Genomic DNA, 18,554 nt, shown 5'->3' with positions numbered 1-18,554 from the left:
GGTGAGCCGACGGCTGCGAAGTTCTACTTAGAGGTGTCTCGGGCGTGGACAGGGCGGGCGTGTCGCTGCACGATCGCGTGATACGGTGCGGGCCCGATGCGGTGCGGGTCCGTGACAACAAGACCGGGAGATACTGAATTGATCAGTGCCATCGGACTGGCCGCGGCCCTCGTCCTGCTAATCGTGATGACCGTGCGCGGGGTAAACATCCTGCTTGCCGGGCCGGTGGCCGCAGCGCTGGTAGCGCTGACCAGCGGCCTTGCCTGGCTTCCGCCATTGGCGGGCGAGGGCACACCCGATTTCGCGACCAGCTACATGGGCGGGTTCACCGGGTTCTTCGCCGACTGGTTCCTGATGTTCCTCCTCGGCGCGATCTTCGGCGAGGTGATGGGAGCGAGCGGGGCGGCAGCCAGCGTCGCGCGCGCGGTTGTCGCGCGCATCGGTATCCGCCATGCCGTGCTCGCAGTCGTCGCGGCCTGTGCGCTGCTGACCTATGGCGGTGTCTCGGTGTTCATCGTCGGCTTCGCGGTCTATCCGCTGGCGGTCCACCTGTTCAGCGAGGCGAACCTGCCGCGACGTTTCATCCCCGCCGCCCTGTGCTTCGGCTCGGTCACGTTCACCATGACCAGCGCCGGCTCGCCCGAGATCCAGAACCTTATCCCGATGCAATACCTGGGCACGACGGCCTACGCCGGCTGGCAGGTCAGTCTCGTCGTCGCCGTGCTGATGGCGACAGGCGGCTACCTGTTGCTCGATCGCATGGTGGTGCGTGCGGTGAAGCGAGGCGAGCGCTTCGAGCGGCGGCCCAGCGACGACGGTATCGTTGCAGGAGAGAACTTGCCGCATCCGCTGCTTTGCCTCCTGCCTCTCGTGACCGTGCTGATCGTGTTTCTCCTGTTCCAGTATCCTCAGGGCCTGCCGGGTGTCGCCGCCGTTCTTCCGGCGCAATCGCTGGGCAAGTGGGCGCTTGTCCTGGCGCTGGGCTGCGGTACGGCGGTGGCGGTGCTCGTCGGTATCAGGGCCCGCGCTGGCATGCCTGCGGCGTTTTCGCGCGGCGCGACCGGGGCTGTCGTCGCGATCACGAACACCTGTGCGGTTGTCGGCTTCGGCTCGGTCGCTGCACTTTCGCCCGCCTTTCAGGACGCGCTGAGCGTGGTGCGCGACATTCCTGGAAATCCGCTGATCGGGGCGGCCATCGCGGTATCTGTCATCGCAGGCCTGACAGGCTCTGCCTCGGGCGGTCAAACAATCGCTCTGCCCTTGCTCGCGCCCGGCTACCTCGATGCCGGAGCCGACCCGGCGCAGCTGCACCGCGTCGTCGCCATCGCCAGTGGCGCGCTCGATAGCCTTCCGCACAACGGCTATGTCGTCACCACCGTGCGCGCGATCTGCGGTGAGACGCACCAGCGCGCCTATCCGGCCATCGCCGTGCTCACACTGGCGGTGCCGACGGTCGGGCTGGCGGTGGCGATCGCACTGTTCACGATGTTCTGATCAGCCCAGCCAATGCGATGCAGTGCCCTGTGGCTGCGGGAGATTGAGCAGATCGTCCTGCCTGTTTGGCCGCTGCGGCTGGCTAAGTCAGCCAATTCGCGTAAGTTATGAAAAACACCTCAAGAATTTTTTAGAAGCACGAGGTGCTTCGTGCCGTTGCGAGCAGAACTGCCATGAACATCGAGCCCTATCCGAACGAGCCGCTGTCGCGCCAATCTGCACCGCAGGGAGCAGGCGTGGCATCGGAGCGCGTGGCGGATATCCTGGCTGCTCGCATTCTCGATGGAACGCTTGAGCCCGGCGCGCGGATCAAGCAGGACGAACTTGCCGATGAGCTGAGTACCAGCCGCATCCCGGTGCGCGATGCCCTGCGCATGCTGGAATCGCGCGGGCTGGTGAGCATCCGTACCAATGCCGGCGCGCGGGTGATCAGCCTGACCCGGCGCGATCTCGAAGCCTCATTTGACGTGCGCGAGCGGATTGAGCCGCTGCTGCTGGCGGATTCGTTGAGCAATTTCGAGCAAGCTGACATCGAGTATCTCCACGAGACCTTGCTGCATGCCGAGGCTGCGCAGGAACTCGGCGAGAGCATGCTGCGCTACCGGGCCTACCACGATGCCAGCTATCGTCGGCACAGCTCGCCGTTTCTCGCGCAGATCGTGGCGCGGGTCTGGGATACTACGCATAGCTATCGCCTCGCCTCGCTCAGGCGCTTTCTCGCCAGCGAAGCGGGCAGGTCCGACCGGCTGGCAGTGCTCCAGCCGACAGGTGACGAACAGTCGGACAAGCTGGCCCATGGCCTCGAATACCGGCTCCACTACGAGGCCGTCGCGCGGCGCGACATCGAGGGCGCTCAGGCGGCACTCGTGCTGCACATCCGTCGCATCCGCCACCGTGTCCTTCTCGCCTGCGAGGCATTCGTCGCCTAACGGTCCTGCCTCCAGGGTCAGGCTCCGCGAGAGATCTGCGCGCGGTCAACAGTCGCGCTATTGATCGTCTCTGGCTGCAGCCTGCTGTCTGGACACCTGCGAAGGGCTGGCTGCGTATACTGAGATCGTCGCGGTGCGTGCTGGAGCAAGCTCGTCTTCTTCGCCCGGGGGGATCACCAGGGGGACGATCTGGGCGGCGATGCCACCATCCGAAAGCATCTTGGCCAGTCCGGCGAGCCGGTCATGGCTGGCGCCCGATAGGGTTACCTCGCCCATGCCCCAGCGCTGCAGCGCCCAGACCGCCAGATCGGCAGGGATTGCGTCTGTCGCGTCGCCGTCTGCGACGGGCTGGTCTTCGGCAGTCTCGCTCAGCCGCACGGTGAGGCTCGCCTGTGGTGGCGGGACGAGGCGCACCGTCCATCCGGTCACGCCCTGGTTGGCGGCCTGTTCGGTGGCACGGTAGTCGGCCAGCGTCCATTCGGGCGCCGGGACCGGTTCGACGTAGACCATGCGCTGTGCGCGGTCGCTCCACAAGGAGCGGGTGGGCAGGCCCACTTTCTGGCGGATCGACTTGTAGGGGGGGACGTCCGCCGCGATGCCTGCAGTTGTGCGCTCCATCGCGGCATCGACCATGGCGCGGGTCTGCGACTGGACGTCGGCTGCGAGGACCTGCTGGAGGCTGACCTCCACGTCCTGGCCGAGCGTATCGCGTAGCAGCGCTTCGGTGCGGCTCTCGGCGTTACCGGTGTAGCTGGGCGAGATTACCAGTGCGCGTACCGAGGGGGCACCGAACATGCGCGATCGCACGTCGAGCTGGGCGATGGTCACGTTCTGGTCGCCGCAGGCATGTTCGATCGCGGTCTGTGCCGCAGAGCGAATGCGTGCCTCGCTGGTCAGCTTCATCAGCGTCATCGTCAGCGGGGTGGCGAGGGCAAGGAAGGCCGCGATAAGCACCGCGACGTAGCGCGGGGTCCACTCGACCTTGCCGAAGGGCCGCGCCGCGCCCGAGAGGCGGGCGATGACCGCGAAGGCGAAAGTGATCGCGGCAAGGTTGGTGAGAAACAGCAGGAAGGCGCCAAAGGCGAACATCGGCTGGAACACGCCGATGCCATATCCTATCACGGTGAGCGGCGGCATCAGCGCGGTGGCGATCGCGACGCCGATTGCGGTGCCGCCCTTGCCGATGACCGTGGCGTAGCCACCCGCGACACCCGAAAACAGCGCGACCGCGAGGTCGAGCAGGGTCGGTTCGGTGCGGGCGAGAATCTCGGGCGTGGCGTTGCGGATCGGCGAGAGCCAGGTCAGCAGGATACCCGTGGCGATGCCGATGGCTGCGCCGATAGCGACGACCCGGACTGCGTCGCGGATACGGTGTCCGTCGAGCGAGGCGAAACCGAAACCGAGCGAGGCAATCGGGCTCATCAACGGCGAGACGAGCATGGCTCCGATGACGACTGCGGTCGAGGACTGGAGCAGGCCGAGGATGGCGATGCCCGCCGCGAGCGCACACATCAGCATGTAGCCACGCGTGAGCTGGCCTTCCTGGCGGACCGTCTGGCGCAGGTCATAGGCCTGGTCGGGGGTCAGTTCGGGCAGCAGCACGAGGTGCGCGAAACGCACCCGCATGAGATGCACGAAGGCTTCTGCCCGGCGCACCCACCACGGGCGGCGGCGCCACAGCTGGTGGAAACGGTCGCGCGCATCGCCCTCGGTAGTGGTGGCGGTTTCAGGCGCGGGGCTATCGCCGGGCAACCGGGTCTCGGGCATGGCCGGGTCCGGCCCTGCGCTGGCGGGCGGTGTTTCGGGGGGCTTGGTCATGTGCGGTCACTCTGCCGGGGCGGTTGCACTGCGCGTCTTGATATAGTCGATCAGGCGGCTGATCGAACCGCCCTGCACGATGACGGCGAAGATGACCACAACGTATGTCACCGCCAGCAGCTCCGAGCGGATCACCGATGCGGGCAGGGCCAGCGCGAGCGCGATCGAGATGCCGCCGCGAAGGCCACCCCAGACGAGCGTCGGGAAGGCCAGCGGCCCCATGTCGATGGCCTTCTTCATTGCCACGAGCGGCACCCCGACCGAGATCACGCGGGCGGCAAGGACGATGGCGATGGTCGAGATGGCGAGCAGGAGGTAGGCCGGCTCGAGGTCGAGCGCGATAACCTCGAGGCCGATCAGCAGGAACAGCACGGCATTGAGGATCTCGTCGACGAGAGCCCAGAACTTGACTACGTAGTCGCGGGTTACGTCGCTCATCGCGTGGGCCATGCCGGCATTGCCGATGATGAGACCGGCGATGGCCATGGCCACCGGGCCGCTGACATGCAGCGCCATGGCGATCGAATATCCGCCCATCACCACCGCGAGGCTGATCATGACCTCGATGTTGTATTCGTCGATCGACTTCATCGCCGTGAACCCGATCCAGCCGATGACGAGACCCAGGACCGCACCGCCCAGCGCTTCCTGCGCGAAGTGGCCCAGCGCATAGGACCAGGTAAAGGTCTCGGTACCGGTGGCGATGGCGATCAGGATCGTGAAGACGACCACGCCGATGCCGTCGTTGAAGAGGCTTTCGCCGGCGACTGTGGCCTGCAGGGTCTCGGGCATTGCAGCGCGCTTCATTACCGCCATGACCGAGACCGGGTCGGTGGGGCTGATCAGTGCGCCCAGCACCATGCACCAGGCGAGCGGGACCGGGACCGAGAACGCCAGCGAGGCGGCGTGAAAGGCAAAGCCGACGATTGCGGTCGAGAGCAGCACGCCGACGGTCGAGAAGACCATGATCGGCAGAGCGCCGCGGCGCATGTGCGCCCAGCTCACGTGCATCGCGCCCGCGAAGAGCAGGAACGAGAGCATGCCTTCCATCAAGGTCCTCGAAAAATCGATGTCCGCGAGGAAGTTGCCCATTGTGTCCGCGAGGTTGCTGGAGGGCACCAGGTGGTCGTAGATCACGATGAGCAGCGAGGCGAGGGTGCCCATGACCGTCAGGCCGATCGTCACCGGCAGCTTGAGGATACGATAGTTGAGGTAGCCAAGGCCGGCGGCAAGCACGATGAGGATCGAGGCGGCGTCGAACGCGGTGAGTTCATGCATGGCGCCAAGCCTAGCCCGCGACGAGGCGGCTGACCAGAAAATCCGGTGCCATTTCGCCTATATAGCGCTCCTGAGGCGCCGTCGCCGAGACCTTTTCGCCGCGGTCGAGGGTGCCGACCAAGAGGCTGTTGCGGTTTATTTTGCGGCGGCGCACAATCTCGCTTGCTGCAATGCACGCCTGTGCTAGCCATGTATTCAGGAAGTTGCGGGAGAGCGGGGGCAAGGCAACTTGCGTCCATGCTGAAATTCAGTGCCGTTGCCGCTCATGCGGTCCCGAAAACGCCGGGCGGCCTGCATAGGAGAGCGTCCGTGCCGAGCAGTCCCTCCGAGTTCGACAAGCACATCGTTCGCGTTCTGCGCCATCGCGTCGGCAAGGACGAGCGCGCGGCCAAGCCGCACGACTGGTACAACGCCTCGATCTACGCGCTGCGCGACCAGATCATCGATGCGTGGATTTCCTCGACCCGCCGCACGTACGAGAGCGGAGGCAAGCGGGTCTACTACCTCTCGATGGAGTTCCTGATCGGGCGCCTGCTGCGCGACGCGCTCTCGAACATGGGTATGACCCGCGAGATGGAAAAGGCGCTAGCAGCCCATGGCCTCGATCTTGCCGAGATCGAGGAATACGAGCCTGACGCGGCGCTTGGCAACGGTGGCCTGGGGCGTCTCGCCGCCTGCTTCATGGAGAGCCTCGCGACGCTCGACATCCCGGCCTACGGCTACGGCATCCGCTACGTGAACGGCATGTTCCGCCAGCGCATCGACGATGGCTGGCAGGTCGAACTGCCCGAGACCTGGCTCGCCCATGGCAACCCGTGGGAATTCGAGCGGCTCGAGAGCACCTATCGTATCGGCTTCGGCGGCGAGGTCGACGTCGAGAACGAGGTCGCCGTGTGGCATCCGGCCGAGCAGGTCGAGGCGACCGCTGTCGACACGCCGGTGGTCGGCTGGCGCGGCAAGCGGGTCAACACGCTCAGGCTGTGGACCGCGAGCGCGCTCGACCCGCTCAAGCTCGACGCTTTCAACGCAGGCGACCACTTCGGCGCTCTTTCCGAGCAGGTGCGCGCGGATTCGCTGGTACGCGTGCTCTATCCGGCCGATTCCAATGCCGCCGGACAGGAACTGCGCCTGCGTCAGGAGTACTTCTTCACCGCCGCATCGGTGCAGGACATCGTGCGCCGGCACATGCAGTACGAGGGCGATATCCATACGCTGCCCGAGAAGGCCGCGATCCAGCTCAACGATACGCACCCCTCGGTCGCGGTGGCCGAGCTGATGCGCCTGCTCGTCGACATCCACCAGCTCGAGTTCGAGGATGCTTGGGACATCTGCAAGCGCACGGTGTCCTATACCAATCACACCCTGCTGCCCGAAGCGCTCGAGACCTGGCCGCTGCCGCTGTTCGAGCGGCTGCTGCCCCGCCACATGCAGATCATCTACGCGATCAACAGCCGCATCCTGCGCGAGGCGCGCAAGGCGGGCTGCGACGATGCCCAGATCGCGGCGATCTCGCTGATCGACGAGACTGGCGAGCGCCGGGTGCGCATGGCGAATCTCGCCTTCGTCGGCGCGCATTCGGTGAACGGTGTCGCCGCGCTCCATACCGAGCTGATGAAGGAGACGGTCTTCACCGACCTGCACCGTCTCTATCCGGCGCGGATCAACAACAAGACCAACGGCGTCACCCCGCGCCGCTGGCTGCAGCAGTGCAATCCCGGACTGACCAAGGTCATCCGCGATGCCATCGGCGAGGATTTCCTCGACGATGCCGCACGTCTTTCGGACCTCAACGCGCTGGCCGCCGACGCTGAGCTGGGCGAGCGTATCGCCGAGGTCAAGCACGCCAACAAGGTTGCGCTCGTAGGCCATATCAAGGCGACCATGGGCCTGCGGCTCAACCCCTATGCAATGTTCGATGTGCAGATCAAGCGCATCCACGAGTACAAGCGCCAGCTGCTCAATCTGATCGAAACGGTCGCGCTCTACGACCAGATCCGCAGCCATCCCGAGCGCGACTGGGTGCCGCGCGTCAAGATCTTCGCGGGCAAGGCTGCCTCGAGCTACCATAACGCCAAGCTGGTCATCAAACTGGCCAACGACATCGCGCGCCGGGTCAACAACGATCCGACCGTGGGCGGTCTGCTCAAGGTCGTCTTCGTGCCCAACTACAACGTCAGCCTCGCCGAGAAGATCATCCCGGCCGCCGACCTGTCCGAGCAGATCTCGACCGCGGGCATGGAAGCCTCCGGCACCGGCAACATGAAGTTCGCGCTCAATGGCGCACTGACCATTGGCACGCTCGACGGCGCCAACGTCGAGATCAAGGAGCACGTCGGGGACGAGAACATCGTCATCTTCGGCCTCACCGCCGAGGAAGTCGCGCAGCGGCGAGCGGGCGGCTACGTGCCGCGCGAGGTGATCGAGGGTTCGCGCGAGCTCAGCCAGGCGCTCTCGATGATCGCCTCGGGCGTGTTCTCGCCGGACGATCCGAACCGCTACGCCGGGCTCGTCGGCGGCATCTTCGACCACGACTGGTTCATGTGCGCCGCCGACTTCGAAAGCTACAGCGCCGCCCAGCGCCAAGTCGATGCGAAGTGGGCAAATAAATCTCTCTGGAGGGAGAGTACTATCAGGAACATTGCCAATGTCGGCTGGTTCTCGTCGGATCGTACGATTGGCGAATATGCCAAGGATATCTGGAAGGTCCTGTGAAGCCAGCGCAAGCCGCCATCGATGCACTGCTTCAGGGTAGTCACGCCGATCCGTTCTCGATGCTGGGCGTGCATGGAGGGCCCGAAGGCACTTTCGTGCGCGCGATCTTGCCCGGAGCCGAGACCGCGGAGGCCTTCACCATCGCCGGTCAGTCGCTCGGCTGCCTCGACAAGGTCGACGAACGCTGCCTGTTCGAGGGGATCGTTCCGGGGGCACCACAGCCGCTGCGCTATCGCTGCTCTGCACAGGGGCACGACTGGATTCACACCGATGCCTACAGCTTCGGTCCGGTCCTCGGGCCGCTCGACGACCTGCTGATCGCGCAGGGCTCGCACTATCGCCTGTTCGACAAGCTGGGTGCTCACGTTATCGAGCATCAGGGCGCAAAGGGTGTGCACTTCGCGGTCTGGGCACCCAATGCGCGCATCGTTTCGGTTGTCGGCGACTTCAACGACTGGGACCCGGCGCGCCACGTCATGCGCCGCCGCGCCGACATCGGGGTCTGGGAGATCTTCGTCCCCGATATCCGTGACTATCGCGCCTACAAGTTCCACATCGTCGGTCCCGACGGGCAGGTACAGCCGCTCAAGGCCGATCCCTTCGCATTCATGACCGAGGTGCGTCCGCGCACCGCCTCGATCACCGCGCGTCCCGCCAAGCCCGACTGGGGCGACGATGCGCACCGCGAGCACTGGGCCGGTGTCGACGCGCGCCGCGTGCCGGTCTCGATCTACGAGGTCCATGCAGGTTCGTGGCAGCGCGACCGGTGGAACTGGTACCTCAACTGGGACGACATGGCCGACCAGCTGATCCCTTATGTCGTCGACATGGGCTTCACCCATATCGAGTTCATGCCGATCAGCGAATATCCCTACGATCCCTCGTGGGGCTATCAGGCGACCGGGCTCTTCGCCCCGTCTTCGCGCTTCGGCGAGCCGGCCGGCTTTGCCCGTTTCGTCGACGGTGCGCACCGCGCGGGGCTTGGCGTCCTGCTCGACTGGGTGCCCGCGCACTTTCCGACCGACGAGCACGGGCTCGTGCGCTTCGACGGGACTGCGCTCTACGAGCACGAGGACCCGCGCCAGGGCTTCCATCCCGACTGGAACACGCTGATCTACAATTTCGGGCGCAAGGAAGTCGCCAGCTTCCTCGTCAACAACGCGCTGTTCTGGGCCGAGCGCTACCATGTCGATGGTCTGCGCGTCGATGCGGTCGCCTCGATGCTCTACCGCGACTATTCGCGCAAGGCGGGCGAGTGGATCGCCAACGAGGCGGGCGGGCGCGAGAACTGGGAGGCCGTCGACTTCCTGCGCAGCGTCAACAAGGCGCTCTATGCCGCGCATCCCGGGATCATGACCGTGGCCGAGGAATCGACCGCGTGGCCGGGCGTAACCGTGCCTGCGCACGATGCCGCGGAGGGCGAGCGCCCCACCGCGCTCGGCTTCGGCTTCAAGTGGAACATGGGCTTCATGCACGACACGCTGCGCTACATGCAGCGCGACTGCGTCCACCGCGCCCACCATCACGACGACATCACCTTCGGGCTGATGTACGCCTTCACCGAGAACTACGTCCTGCCGCTCAGCCACGACGAGGTCGTGCACGGCAAGGGCTCGATGCTCTCGAAAATGAGCGGCGATGACTGGCAGCAGTTCGCGAACCTGCGGGCCTACTACGCGATGATGTGGGGCTATCCGGGCAAGAAGCTGCTGTTCATGGGGCAGGAGTTCGCCCAGCGCCGCGAATGGAGCGAGGAGCGTGCGCTCGACTGGGAACTGCGCGATGCCCCGGCCCACGAGGGCGTGCGCAATCTCGTGCGCGACCTCAACCGCCTCTACCGCGCGAAGCCTGCGCTCCATGCGCGCGACTGCGAGGGCGAGGGCTTCGAATGGCTGGTGGTCGACGATGCCGCCAATTCGGTCTTCGCCTGGCTGCGCAAGGCGCCCGATGCGCGGCCCGTTGCGGTGATCTCGAACATGACGCCGACGATGCGCACCAGCTACCAGCTGCCGCTGCCTTGCGAGGGCAAGTGGAACGAGATCATGAACAGCGATTCGGTCTATTACGGCGGCTCGGGCAAGGGCAATCTCGGGCAGGTGACCGCGAAGGATGGCATGGCGATGGTGACGCTGCCACCGCTCGCGACGGTCATGCTCGAGTTCGCGGGCTGACCTGCGGGCACGCGCTTGCAGGTGGCCGCGTGTGCGCCACCAAGGGAATATCGGCGCGGGACGGGAGCGAGGGCGCTCCCGCAAGGCGGACCGGAGAGAGGAAAGAGGACGGGTCACGATGAGAATGTCTACCGGGCAGCCGCTGGCACGCGACGCCATGGCCTACGTCCTCGCCGGGGGCAGGGGCAGCCGGCTCAAGGAACTGACCGACAACCGCGCCAAGCCGGCGGTCTATTTCGGTGGCATGAGCCGGATCATCGATTTCGCTCTGTCCAACGCTATCAACTCGGGCATCCGCCGCATCGGCGTCGCCACGCAGTACAAGGCGCATAGCCTGATCCGGCACATGAACCGGGCCTGGAACTTCATGCGTCCCGAGCGCAACGAGAGCTTCGATATCCTCCCCGCGAGCCAGCGCATCTCCGAGCTGCTGTGGTACGAGGGCACTGCCGATGCGGTCTACCAGAATATCGACATCATCGCCGCCCATGCGCCCAAGTACATGGTGATCCTCGCAGGGGACCACATCTACAAGATGGACTACGAGCTGATGCTGCAGCAGCACGTCAACTCGGGCGCGGACGTCACCGTGGGCTGCCTCGTGGTTCCGCGCGAGGATGCGACCGCGTTCGGCGTGATGCACGTCGACGAGCAGGACGTGATCACCTCGTTCCTCGAGAAGCCCGCCGATCCTCCGGGCATTCCCGGCGATCCCGACCACGCGCTCGCCTCCATGGGCATCTACGTGTTCGACACGGAGTTCCTGTTTGAGCAGCTTCGCCGCGATGCCGCCGATCCCGACAGCAAGCGCGATTTCGGCGGCGATGTGATCCCCTATATCGTCAAGCACGGCAAGGCGCAGGCGCACCGCTTCACGAACTCGTGCATCCGCGCCGCCGAGGAGATCGAGGAATACTGGCGCGATGTGGGCACCGTCGATGCCTACTTCGAGGCCAACATCGACCTCACCGACACCGTGCCCAAGCTCAACCTCTACGATCGCGACTGGCCGATCTGGACCGACACCGTGGTCGCGGCGCCCGCCAAGTTCGTCCACGACGAGGACGGGCGCCGCGGCGAGGCGATTTCCTCGCTGATCAGCCAGGACTGCATCGTCTCGGGCTCGATCGCGCGTCGCTCACTGCTCTTCACCGGCGTGAAGATGGGCAGCTGGTCGAGCGTCGATGAGGCGGTGATCCTGCCCTATTGCAACATCGGTCGCGGCGCGCGGCTGAGCCGGGTGGTGATCGATTCGGGCGTGCGCATTCCCGAAGGCCTCGTCGTCGGCGAGGATCCCGAGCTTGACGCGAGCCGCTTCCGGCGTACCGACAAGGGCGTATGCCTGATCACCAAGTCGATGATCGACCGGCTGGGCGTGTGACCATGCGCGTCCTCTCGGTCGCCTCCGAAGCCGTCCCGCTGGTCAAGACCGGCGGGCTGGCCGATGTCGTCGGTGCCTTGCCCGGCGCGGTTGCGGGCGAGGGTGTCGCGATCACGACCCTGCTTCCGGGCTTTCCTTCTGTCCTGCGTGCGGTGCGACGGGCGAAGGAGGTGCATTCGTGGCCCTCGCTGCTCGGCGTGCCCGCCAGGCTGCTCATGGGCAAGCTCGGCGAGCATCCCTTGCTGGTGCTCGATGCCCCGGGTCTCTACCAGCGCGACGGCACGCCCTATTGCGACATGACCGGGCAGGACTGGCCTGACAACTGGCGCCGGTTCTGTGCGCTTGGCCGTGCAGCGGCGGACGTTGCGGGCGGGGCGGTGGTGCTGCCCGCGAAAGGCAAGGGCGCCGCAACTGCGCTTAGCTTCGACCTCGTTCATGCCCACGACTGGCAGGCGGCGATGGCCTGCGCCTACATCGCGCTTGCGCCCTATGGCGACGGGCCCCCGCTGCCCAGCGTGCTGACCATCCACAACATGGCCTTCCAGGGACAGTTCGGTCCCGAGGTCTTCCCGCAGCTTGGCTTGCCGCGCACCGCCTGGAGCATGCACGGGGTCGAATACTACGGCGGCTTCGGCATGCTCAAGGCCGGGCTCTACTGCGCCGATGCGATCACCACCGTCAGCCCGACGTATGCGCGCGAGATCCGCGATCCACGCTTCGGCATGGGGCTGGAAGGCCTGATCGAAGGCCGCGGCGATGTCGTGAGCGGTATTCTCAACGGCATCGATAGCGCGATCTGGAACCCCGAGATCGACGAGACCATTGCCGCGACCTATTCGGTGCGCACGCTGGCCCGGCGCAGCGCCAACAAGCGGGCGCTGGAGAAGGCCTTCGGGCTCGACAAGGACGAGGGGCCGCTGTTCATCGTCGTCAGCCGCCTGACCTGGCAGAAGGGCATGGACGTCCTGCCCGACGTGCTCGACCGGCTGGTCGAGATGGGTGGACGCCTTGCGGTTCTCGGCAATGGCGATGCGCTGCTCGAGATGCGGCTTCGCGATGCTGCCGCGCGCCACCCGGGCCGGATCGGCGTGCGTATCGGATATGACGAGGCGCTCTCGCATCTCATGCAGGCGGGCGGCGATGCGATCCTCGTGCCCTCGCGCTTCGAGCCCTGCGGGCTGACCCAGCTTTATGCGCTTGCCTATGGCTGCGTGCCGGTCGTGGCGCGTACCGGGGGGCTTGCCGATACCGTGATCGACGCAAATCCGGCGGCGCTTGCGGCTGGTGTCGCCACCGGGCTGCAGATCGACAAGGTCGATGCAGGCTGCCTCGTTGAAGTGCTCGGCCGGGCAATCGCGCTCTACCGCGATGCCCCCACTTGGAAGCGCATCCAGCGCAATGGCATGGCCTGCGACTTCTCGTGGCGGGCAAGCGGGCGCGCCTATGCCGACCTGTACCGCTCGCTGATCGCATGACGCAGCTCGGCGCATGGGTCTCGGACGGAGCGACTCGCTTCGCCGTTCGTGCCCCTCGCGCCGCGCAGGTCTGGCTCTGCCTTTTCGGCGAGGCTGGTGAGGAACGCCATACGATGGCGCGCGAAGGCGAAGTCTGGGCCATCGCCATGCCCGGCAATCTTGCCGGTGCGCGCTATGGGTACCGGGCAGAGGGGGCATGGGCGCCAGAGCAGGGCGACTGGTTCGATCCTTCCAAGCTGCTCGTCGATCCCTATGCGCGCGAACTGGACCGGCGCTTCGTGCAATTTCCAGCACTGGCCGAATACGGGACCGATACCGGGGAGATCGTTCCGCGTGCCGTCGTCCCGGCGCCCGCACGAAATCCTGAAAAGGAGGCACCACGCTTCCGGCGCGGCGGGCTGGTCTACGAGATCAACGTGCGTGCCTTCACGATGCTGCACCCCGAGGTGCCCGAGCCCTTGCGCGGGACGGTCGCCGCACTCGCGCATCCGGTGATCGTCGCGCATCTGCAGCGCCTCCACGTCAGTGCGGTGGAACTCATGCCCGTTGTCGCCTGGATCGACGAGCGCCACCTGCCGCCGCTCGGCCTCGTCAACGCCTGGGGCTACAATCCCGTGGCGATGATGGCGCTCGATCCGGGGCTGTGCCCGGGCGGGGTCGAGGAACTGCGCGAGACCGTCGCAGCGCTGCACGAGGCCGGGATCGGCGTGCTGCTCGATCTCGTCTTCAACCATTCGGGCGAGAGCGACGTGCATGGCGGGGTGCTCTCGCTGCGCGGGCTCGACAACGCCGCCTATGCCCACGCGCCCGATGGCAGCCTGATCAACGATACCGGCTGCGGCAACACGCTCGACTTTGCCAATCCGGCGGTGCGCCGCCTCGCGCTCGACACCATGCGGCATTTCGTGGGTGCTTGCGGGATCGACGGTTTCCGCTTCGACCTCGCCCCGGTGCTGGCGCGAGGGCCGGGGTTCGATGCCGCAGCCCCGATCTTCGCGCAGATCGCCGCAGACCCGCTGCTTGGCGACCGCGTGCTTATCGCCGAGCCCTGGGATATTGGCCCGGGCGGCTACCAGCTTGGCCGCTTTCCCGACAACTGGCTCGAGTGGAACGACCGCTTTCGCGACGACGTGCGCCGCTTCTGGAAGGGCGAGGAAGGCATTGCCGTACTGGCGACGCGCATGGCGGGCTCGTCCGATATCTTCGGCGAGAATGATGGCGAGGCCCCGTGCAGGTCGGTCAACTTCCTCGCCGCGCACGATGGTTTCACGCTTGCCGATACGGTCGCCTATCGCGAACGCCACAATCAGGCCAACGGCGAGGACAACCGCGACGGTCACGGCGACAATCATAGCTGGAACAACGGCGTCGAAGGGCCGAGCGAGGAGCCCGCAATCAATGCTGCGCGGCGCGCCGACCTCGAGGCGCTGCTCGGCACGCTGTTCGCCTCGACCGGAACTGTCATGCTTACGGCGGGCGATGAGTTCGCGCGTAGCCAGCAAGGCAACAACAATGCCTACTGCCAGGACGGTCCTCTGACATGGGTCGACTGGGAGGCGCGCGACCGGGCATTGGAAGCGCATGCCTGCGCGCTTTCGGCTGCTCGTGCGGCCCATCTGGACCGGTTCGCGCATCTGCCTGCAGACGTCGAATGGCTGACGCGTGGCGGCGTGGCCATGACCGTGGCCGACTGGGAGGATGTTGGGCGGGACTTCCTCGCCTGCCGTCTTGGCCCGGGGCTCGAATATGCGATCGATCGCGGTGCGCGCCAGGTGACGATTACCGGCGGCGGGGGGCTTGTCCCGATGGACCGGCAAGGCACGCTGGGGCATGATGCTCGCGCCAAGGGCGAGACTCCGGGCGTGAGTGGCTGCAAGCCGGGCGAGTAAGATGTCGCGAGAAGATGCACCAGAAACAGCGCCGGTGGCCGGCACCGATACTTCCGGAAAGGAGCTCGAGTTCGAGCCGCTCGTCGCGCGCCCGATACGCTGGTGGGGCTGGCTGCTGGGCCTGCTAGTCAGTCTGGCGTGCTGGGCGGCGATCGGCTGGTTTGTGGGCCTTTGGTAAGGGCCTGGGCCTCAGTCTTCGCTGAAGGCGTGCCGAAAGCCTGCAAAGAGAGGTTCGAAGGCATAATCCAGCGCGCTGCGTCGTCGCAGTACGAAGCGTGCCTCGACCGGAATACCTGCGTGCAACCGTGACAGGTCGCCACCCTCGGCGCGAAAGCGCGCGGCCTGCCTGGCGCTTATCGTGACCTCGCCCGCGAAATAAGGGGTCGTGCTGCGCGGGTCGGTGAGCGCGTCGGCCGAGATGACGCGCAACGTGCCCGAGAGCTCAGGCGTGGCGCGTCCTGCGATGCCGGGAAAGCGCAGGCTTGCGGCCATTCCCGGCTCAAGATCGTCGGCATCGAGAGCGGAAATGTGCAGTCGGCAGAGCCAGCCGGTGTCCTGCGCGACAATACGCATGATCGGCTCGCCCGGGGCAATGACTTCGCCGGGGGCAGCCGGTGCGAGGTCGAGCACGATACCGGTGCTTGGGGCGGTAAGCGTGCGCAGCGCCAGCATGGCGCGTGCCCCGGACAGACGCGGGGCGAGCTCTTCAAGGCGCCCTTCGGCCTCGCGCAATTCCTCGCTGGCGCGTTCGCGGAAGGCACTGGCTGCCTGCGCCGCTTCGAGTGCGGCGGCGAGCGCCTCGCTGCGCGCGCGCGCTTCGTTCGCGGCGAACTGGCCGATTTCGCCTTGGAGTGCTGCGCGTGCGCGCTCCAGCTCGCGCATCCGACTGCGCGAGACGTAGCCCTTTACCGCGAGCGGTTGCAGGGCTTCGATCTGCTCGTCGATCAGCCTGACCTGCTCGATGGCCGAGAGGCGCCGGCTGGTTGCGGCTTGTTCGTCTGCGCGGGCCTGCCGGGCCCGGCCAAGGTGCGTGGCGTTCTGCCGCGCAAGGGTAAACTGCCGAGCTTCGAGAGCGCGGGCTTCGGCAGCGATCATCTCGGCAAGCCGGGAGCGCTCGTGCGCGGGCATGGTTTGCCCCGATGCGGGTATGGGGATCTCGTGCGCCCCGGACAATTCCGCCTCGAGCCGGGCCTTGCGGGCTAGCTGTTGCAGGTGCTGGACCACGAGGGCTTCGGCGGCGCTGCTTTCGCCGGGATCGGACAGGACCAGAAGCGGCTGGCCTTTCTCGACCCGGTCGCCCTCGGCAACGAGGAGACGCGTCAATGTTCCGCCCTCGCGGTGCTCGATCACGCGGTTGCGCTCGGCTGGTTCGAGCGTGCCGCTGGCGTGGCTCGCGGCATCGAGCGGGAACAGCGCAGCCCAGCCGAGAAAGCCGATGAAGAACAGTGCGGCGATGGCGAGGCCGCTGCGCATGTCGCGCCGTGGGTCCGATGCGCGTGCCTGCGCGGGGGGGGACGCTGCGGGCAGGTTCATCAGGCCGTCTCGACGCCGGATGTGGGAGGTGCGTCGCGGCGCAAGTGGGCCAGCACCTCGTCGCGCGGACCACTGGCGACCAGCTGGCCTTCGCGAAGCGCCACCAGACGGTCGACCAGCGGGAAGATCGTGGTCTTGTGCGAGACGATGACGATGGTGCGTCCCGCTTCGCGAAGGCGCGCGAGCGTCTCGCCAAGCCGGGCGTCGCCTTCGCTGTCTAGGTGGGCATTGGGTTCGTCGAGCAGCAGTAAGGCCGGATCGCCGAAGAGCGCGCGGGCCAGCGCGACCTTCTGTGCCTGTCCCGCCGATAGCCCGCTGCCACCGGACCCAAGCCGATGCTCGTAGCCGTTGTCGAGCGCGAGGATCATCTCGTGCGCACCGCAGGCCCGCGCTGCGGCGACGATCATCGCGTCGTGATCGCTCTTGCCACCGGGGCCTTGCGGGGGCTGGGTGAAGCGGGCGATGTTCTGGGCCACGGTACCTGCAAGCAGGCTTGGCGACTGCGGGACGTAGCCGATGTGGCGCGCCAGATCATCGCTGTCCCAGTCTGCGAGGTCCGCACCGTCGAGACGCGCTACGCCGCGTTCGAGCGGCAACGCGCCAGTCAGGACACGCAGCAGGGTCGACTTGCCCGAACCGCTCGGCCCGATGACGGCGGTGATCCGACCTGCACTCAGCGAGAGGGAGAGTGACTTGAGTGCGGCCTGCGTCGCGCCCGGGGGCATGACGATCGCTCCTTGCAGCGCAAGATGCCCTTGGGGGCGAGGGAGGCCGGTCTTCGGCCGAGCCCGCGCGCGCGCGTCGAGCAGGCGATGGACCTCGCTCCACGCCTGCCATCCCTCGGCCAGCGGTTTCCAGTGCGACACCAGTTGCTCCACCGGGGAGAGCGCGCGTGCGATGAGGAAAGAGGCGGCAAAGATCGCCCCCGGCGAAATCGCCTTGTCGATCGCGAGTAGGGCCCCAAGCCCTAGGGCGAGCGACTGGAAGGCCATACGCGCGAACTTGGTCGCACTGGAATGGTCGAGCCCGCGCAGGCCGCAGCGAAACTGTCCATCGAGCACGTGCAGGCGCTCGGTGCGCGCCTGTTCGACCAGCCTTTCGCCCATGCCCAGTGCGCGGATCGCCTCGGAACTGCCGATGAGCGCCTCGTGCGAGAGGGCCGACTGCGCGGCAGCAGCGCGCGCGCGGGCGATGGCAGGCGCTGCAGTGCGCTCGTTGAGCAAGGCGATCGCGGCGAGCACGGCGGCGGCGACAAGCGCGAGCACGCCGATCAGCGGGTGCAGCGCGGTGCACACGACAATGTAGATCGGCATCCACGGTGCATCGAACAGGGCGACCATCGGCGCGCCCGCAAGTGCGTTGCGTGCATTGTCGAGATTGCGCATCGCCTGGCGCGCCTCGGCTTCGACCGGGTGCGTAAGCGAAGTTTCGAGCACGGCGCGCGCGACCGCCTCGTCGAGTGCGAGCCCTGCGCGTTGCAGCAGGCGCGCGCGCAGGCGGTCAAGCAGGGCCAGGCTCGCCAGCGCGAAGAGCAGGACTGCACTCAGCCCGGCCAGCGTGGCGAGCGAACCGGTGGGCACGACCCGCTCGTAGACTTGCAGCATGTAGAGAGTGGGGGCGATGAACAGAAGGTTGGTGAGGGCGCTGAACATTGCGGCTGCCTTGAGGTGCTGACCGCAATGGCGGATCGCACGCTGCAACGCGGTCGGCGGTGAGAGGCCTTGGGTCGTGTGTCGATGGGGCCCGCTGTCAGGCGTCGCCCCGGACCCGGCTCGCACGCACCAGCCTGCGAATCGCCGTGCGAGCTTGCCTGCCGGCATCGCGAGCCTTGCCGCGAATCCCTCCATCGCTCACGAATCCCCTGCCGGACGAGG

Annotated in this window: 12 protein-coding genes; 7 read left to right on the top strand and 5 right to left on the bottom strand. The window is 66.6% G+C overall.

Annotated features, from left to right (window positions below):
- The first annotated feature begins 138 nt into the window (after positions 1-138).
- A complete protein-coding gene (locus I5E68_RS13630) occupies positions 139-1,494 on the top strand; it encodes a GntP family permease (RefSeq protein ID WP_228727196.1) in 1,356 nt (451 codons plus the stop codon).
- A 173-nt stretch (positions 1,495-1,667) separates the two neighbouring features.
- On the top strand, positions 1,668-2,423 hold the full coding sequence (locus I5E68_RS13625) for a GntR family transcriptional regulator (RefSeq protein ID WP_197164985.1): 756 nt from the start codon (positions 1,668-1,670) through the stop codon (positions 2,421-2,423).
- A gap of 57 nt (positions 2,424-2,480) precedes the next feature.
- Here the strand turns inward: I5E68_RS13625 and I5E68_RS13620 are convergent, their stop codons facing one another.
- From I5E68_RS13620 to I5E68_RS13610, 3 genes are read right to left on the bottom strand one after another with little or no spacing between them, the layout of a single operon-like run.
- Complete coding sequence (locus I5E68_RS13620) at positions 2,481-4,241, bottom strand: DUF389 domain-containing protein (protein WP_228727195.1); 1,761 nt, start codon at positions 4,239-4,241, stop codon at positions 2,481-2,483.
- A 6-nt stretch (positions 4,242-4,247) separates the two neighbouring features.
- Positions 4,248-5,519, bottom strand: a complete 1,272-nt coding sequence (locus tag I5E68_RS13615; protein ID WP_197164983.1) for a cation:proton antiporter — start codon at positions 5,517-5,519, stop codon at positions 4,248-4,250.
- A 10-nt stretch (positions 5,520-5,529) separates the two neighbouring features.
- Complete coding sequence (locus I5E68_RS13610) at positions 5,530-5,742, bottom strand: hypothetical protein (RefSeq protein WP_197164981.1); 213 nt, start codon at positions 5,740-5,742, stop codon at positions 5,530-5,532.
- Between the two features lie 14 nt (positions 5,743-5,756).
- On the opposite strand from I5E68_RS13610, the gene I5E68_RS13605 reads away from it, so the two are divergent.
- From I5E68_RS13605 to glgX, 5 genes are all read left to right on the top strand, one after another.
- The gene (locus tag I5E68_RS13605; RefSeq protein ID WP_197164979.1) at positions 5,757-8,231 is read left to right on the top strand and encodes a glycogen/starch/alpha-glucan phosphorylase; all 2,475 of its coding nucleotides are present in this window, start codon (positions 5,757-5,759) and stop codon (positions 8,229-8,231) included.
- On the top strand, positions 8,228-10,402 hold the full coding sequence (gene glgB / locus I5E68_RS13600; protein ID WP_197164977.1) for a 1,4-alpha-glucan branching protein GlgB: 2,175 nt from the start codon (positions 8,228-8,230) through the stop codon (positions 10,400-10,402). Before I5E68_RS13605 ends, glgB begins: the two co-directional genes overlap by 4 nt.
- Before the next feature lie 118 nt (positions 10,403-10,520).
- Positions 10,521-11,783 carry a glucose-1-phosphate adenylyltransferase gene (gene glgC, locus I5E68_RS13595; protein WP_197164975.1) on the top strand — a complete coding sequence of 421 codons (1,263 nt, stop codon included), beginning with the start codon at positions 10,521-10,523 and terminating at the stop codon, positions 11,781-11,783.
- Positions 11,780-13,258 (top strand): glycogen synthase GlgA, encoded by a 1,479-nt coding sequence (glgA, locus tag I5E68_RS13590; protein ID WP_197164973.1) that lies wholly within the window; start codon positions 11,780-11,782, stop codon positions 13,256-13,258. Before glgC ends, glgA begins: the two co-directional genes overlap by 4 nt.
- Positions 13,255-15,147, top strand: coding sequence for a glycogen debranching protein GlgX (glgX, locus tag I5E68_RS13585; protein WP_197164971.1), 1,893 nt, complete (start codon positions 13,255-13,257; stop codon positions 15,145-15,147). The genes glgA and glgX overlap by 4 nt, the downstream gene beginning before the upstream one ends.
- 189 nt (positions 15,148-15,336) lie before the next feature.
- Here glgX and I5E68_RS13580 read toward each other — a convergent pair whose 3' ends face one another.
- Positions 15,337-16,680 carry an HlyD family type I secretion periplasmic adaptor subunit gene (locus tag I5E68_RS13580; RefSeq protein ID WP_197164969.1) on the bottom strand — a complete coding sequence of 448 codons (1,344 nt, stop codon included), beginning with the start codon at positions 16,678-16,680 and terminating at the stop codon, positions 15,337-15,339.
- Complete coding sequence (locus I5E68_RS13575) at positions 16,680-18,380, bottom strand: type I secretion system permease/ATPase (protein ID WP_370463762.1); 1,701 nt, start codon at positions 18,378-18,380, stop codon at positions 16,680-16,682. The genes I5E68_RS13580 and I5E68_RS13575 overlap by 1 nt, the downstream gene beginning before the upstream one ends.
- Between the last annotated feature and the right edge of the window lie 174 nt (positions 18,381-18,554).

Source organism: Novosphingobium aureum, from assembly GCF_015865035.1.
GTDB classification, from domain to species: Bacteria; Pseudomonadota; Alphaproteobacteria; order Sphingomonadales; family Sphingomonadaceae; genus Novosphingobium; species Novosphingobium aureum.
The sequence above is the reverse complement of the archived record's forward strand: the minus strand, read 5'-3'. Positions and strand labels throughout refer to the sequence as shown.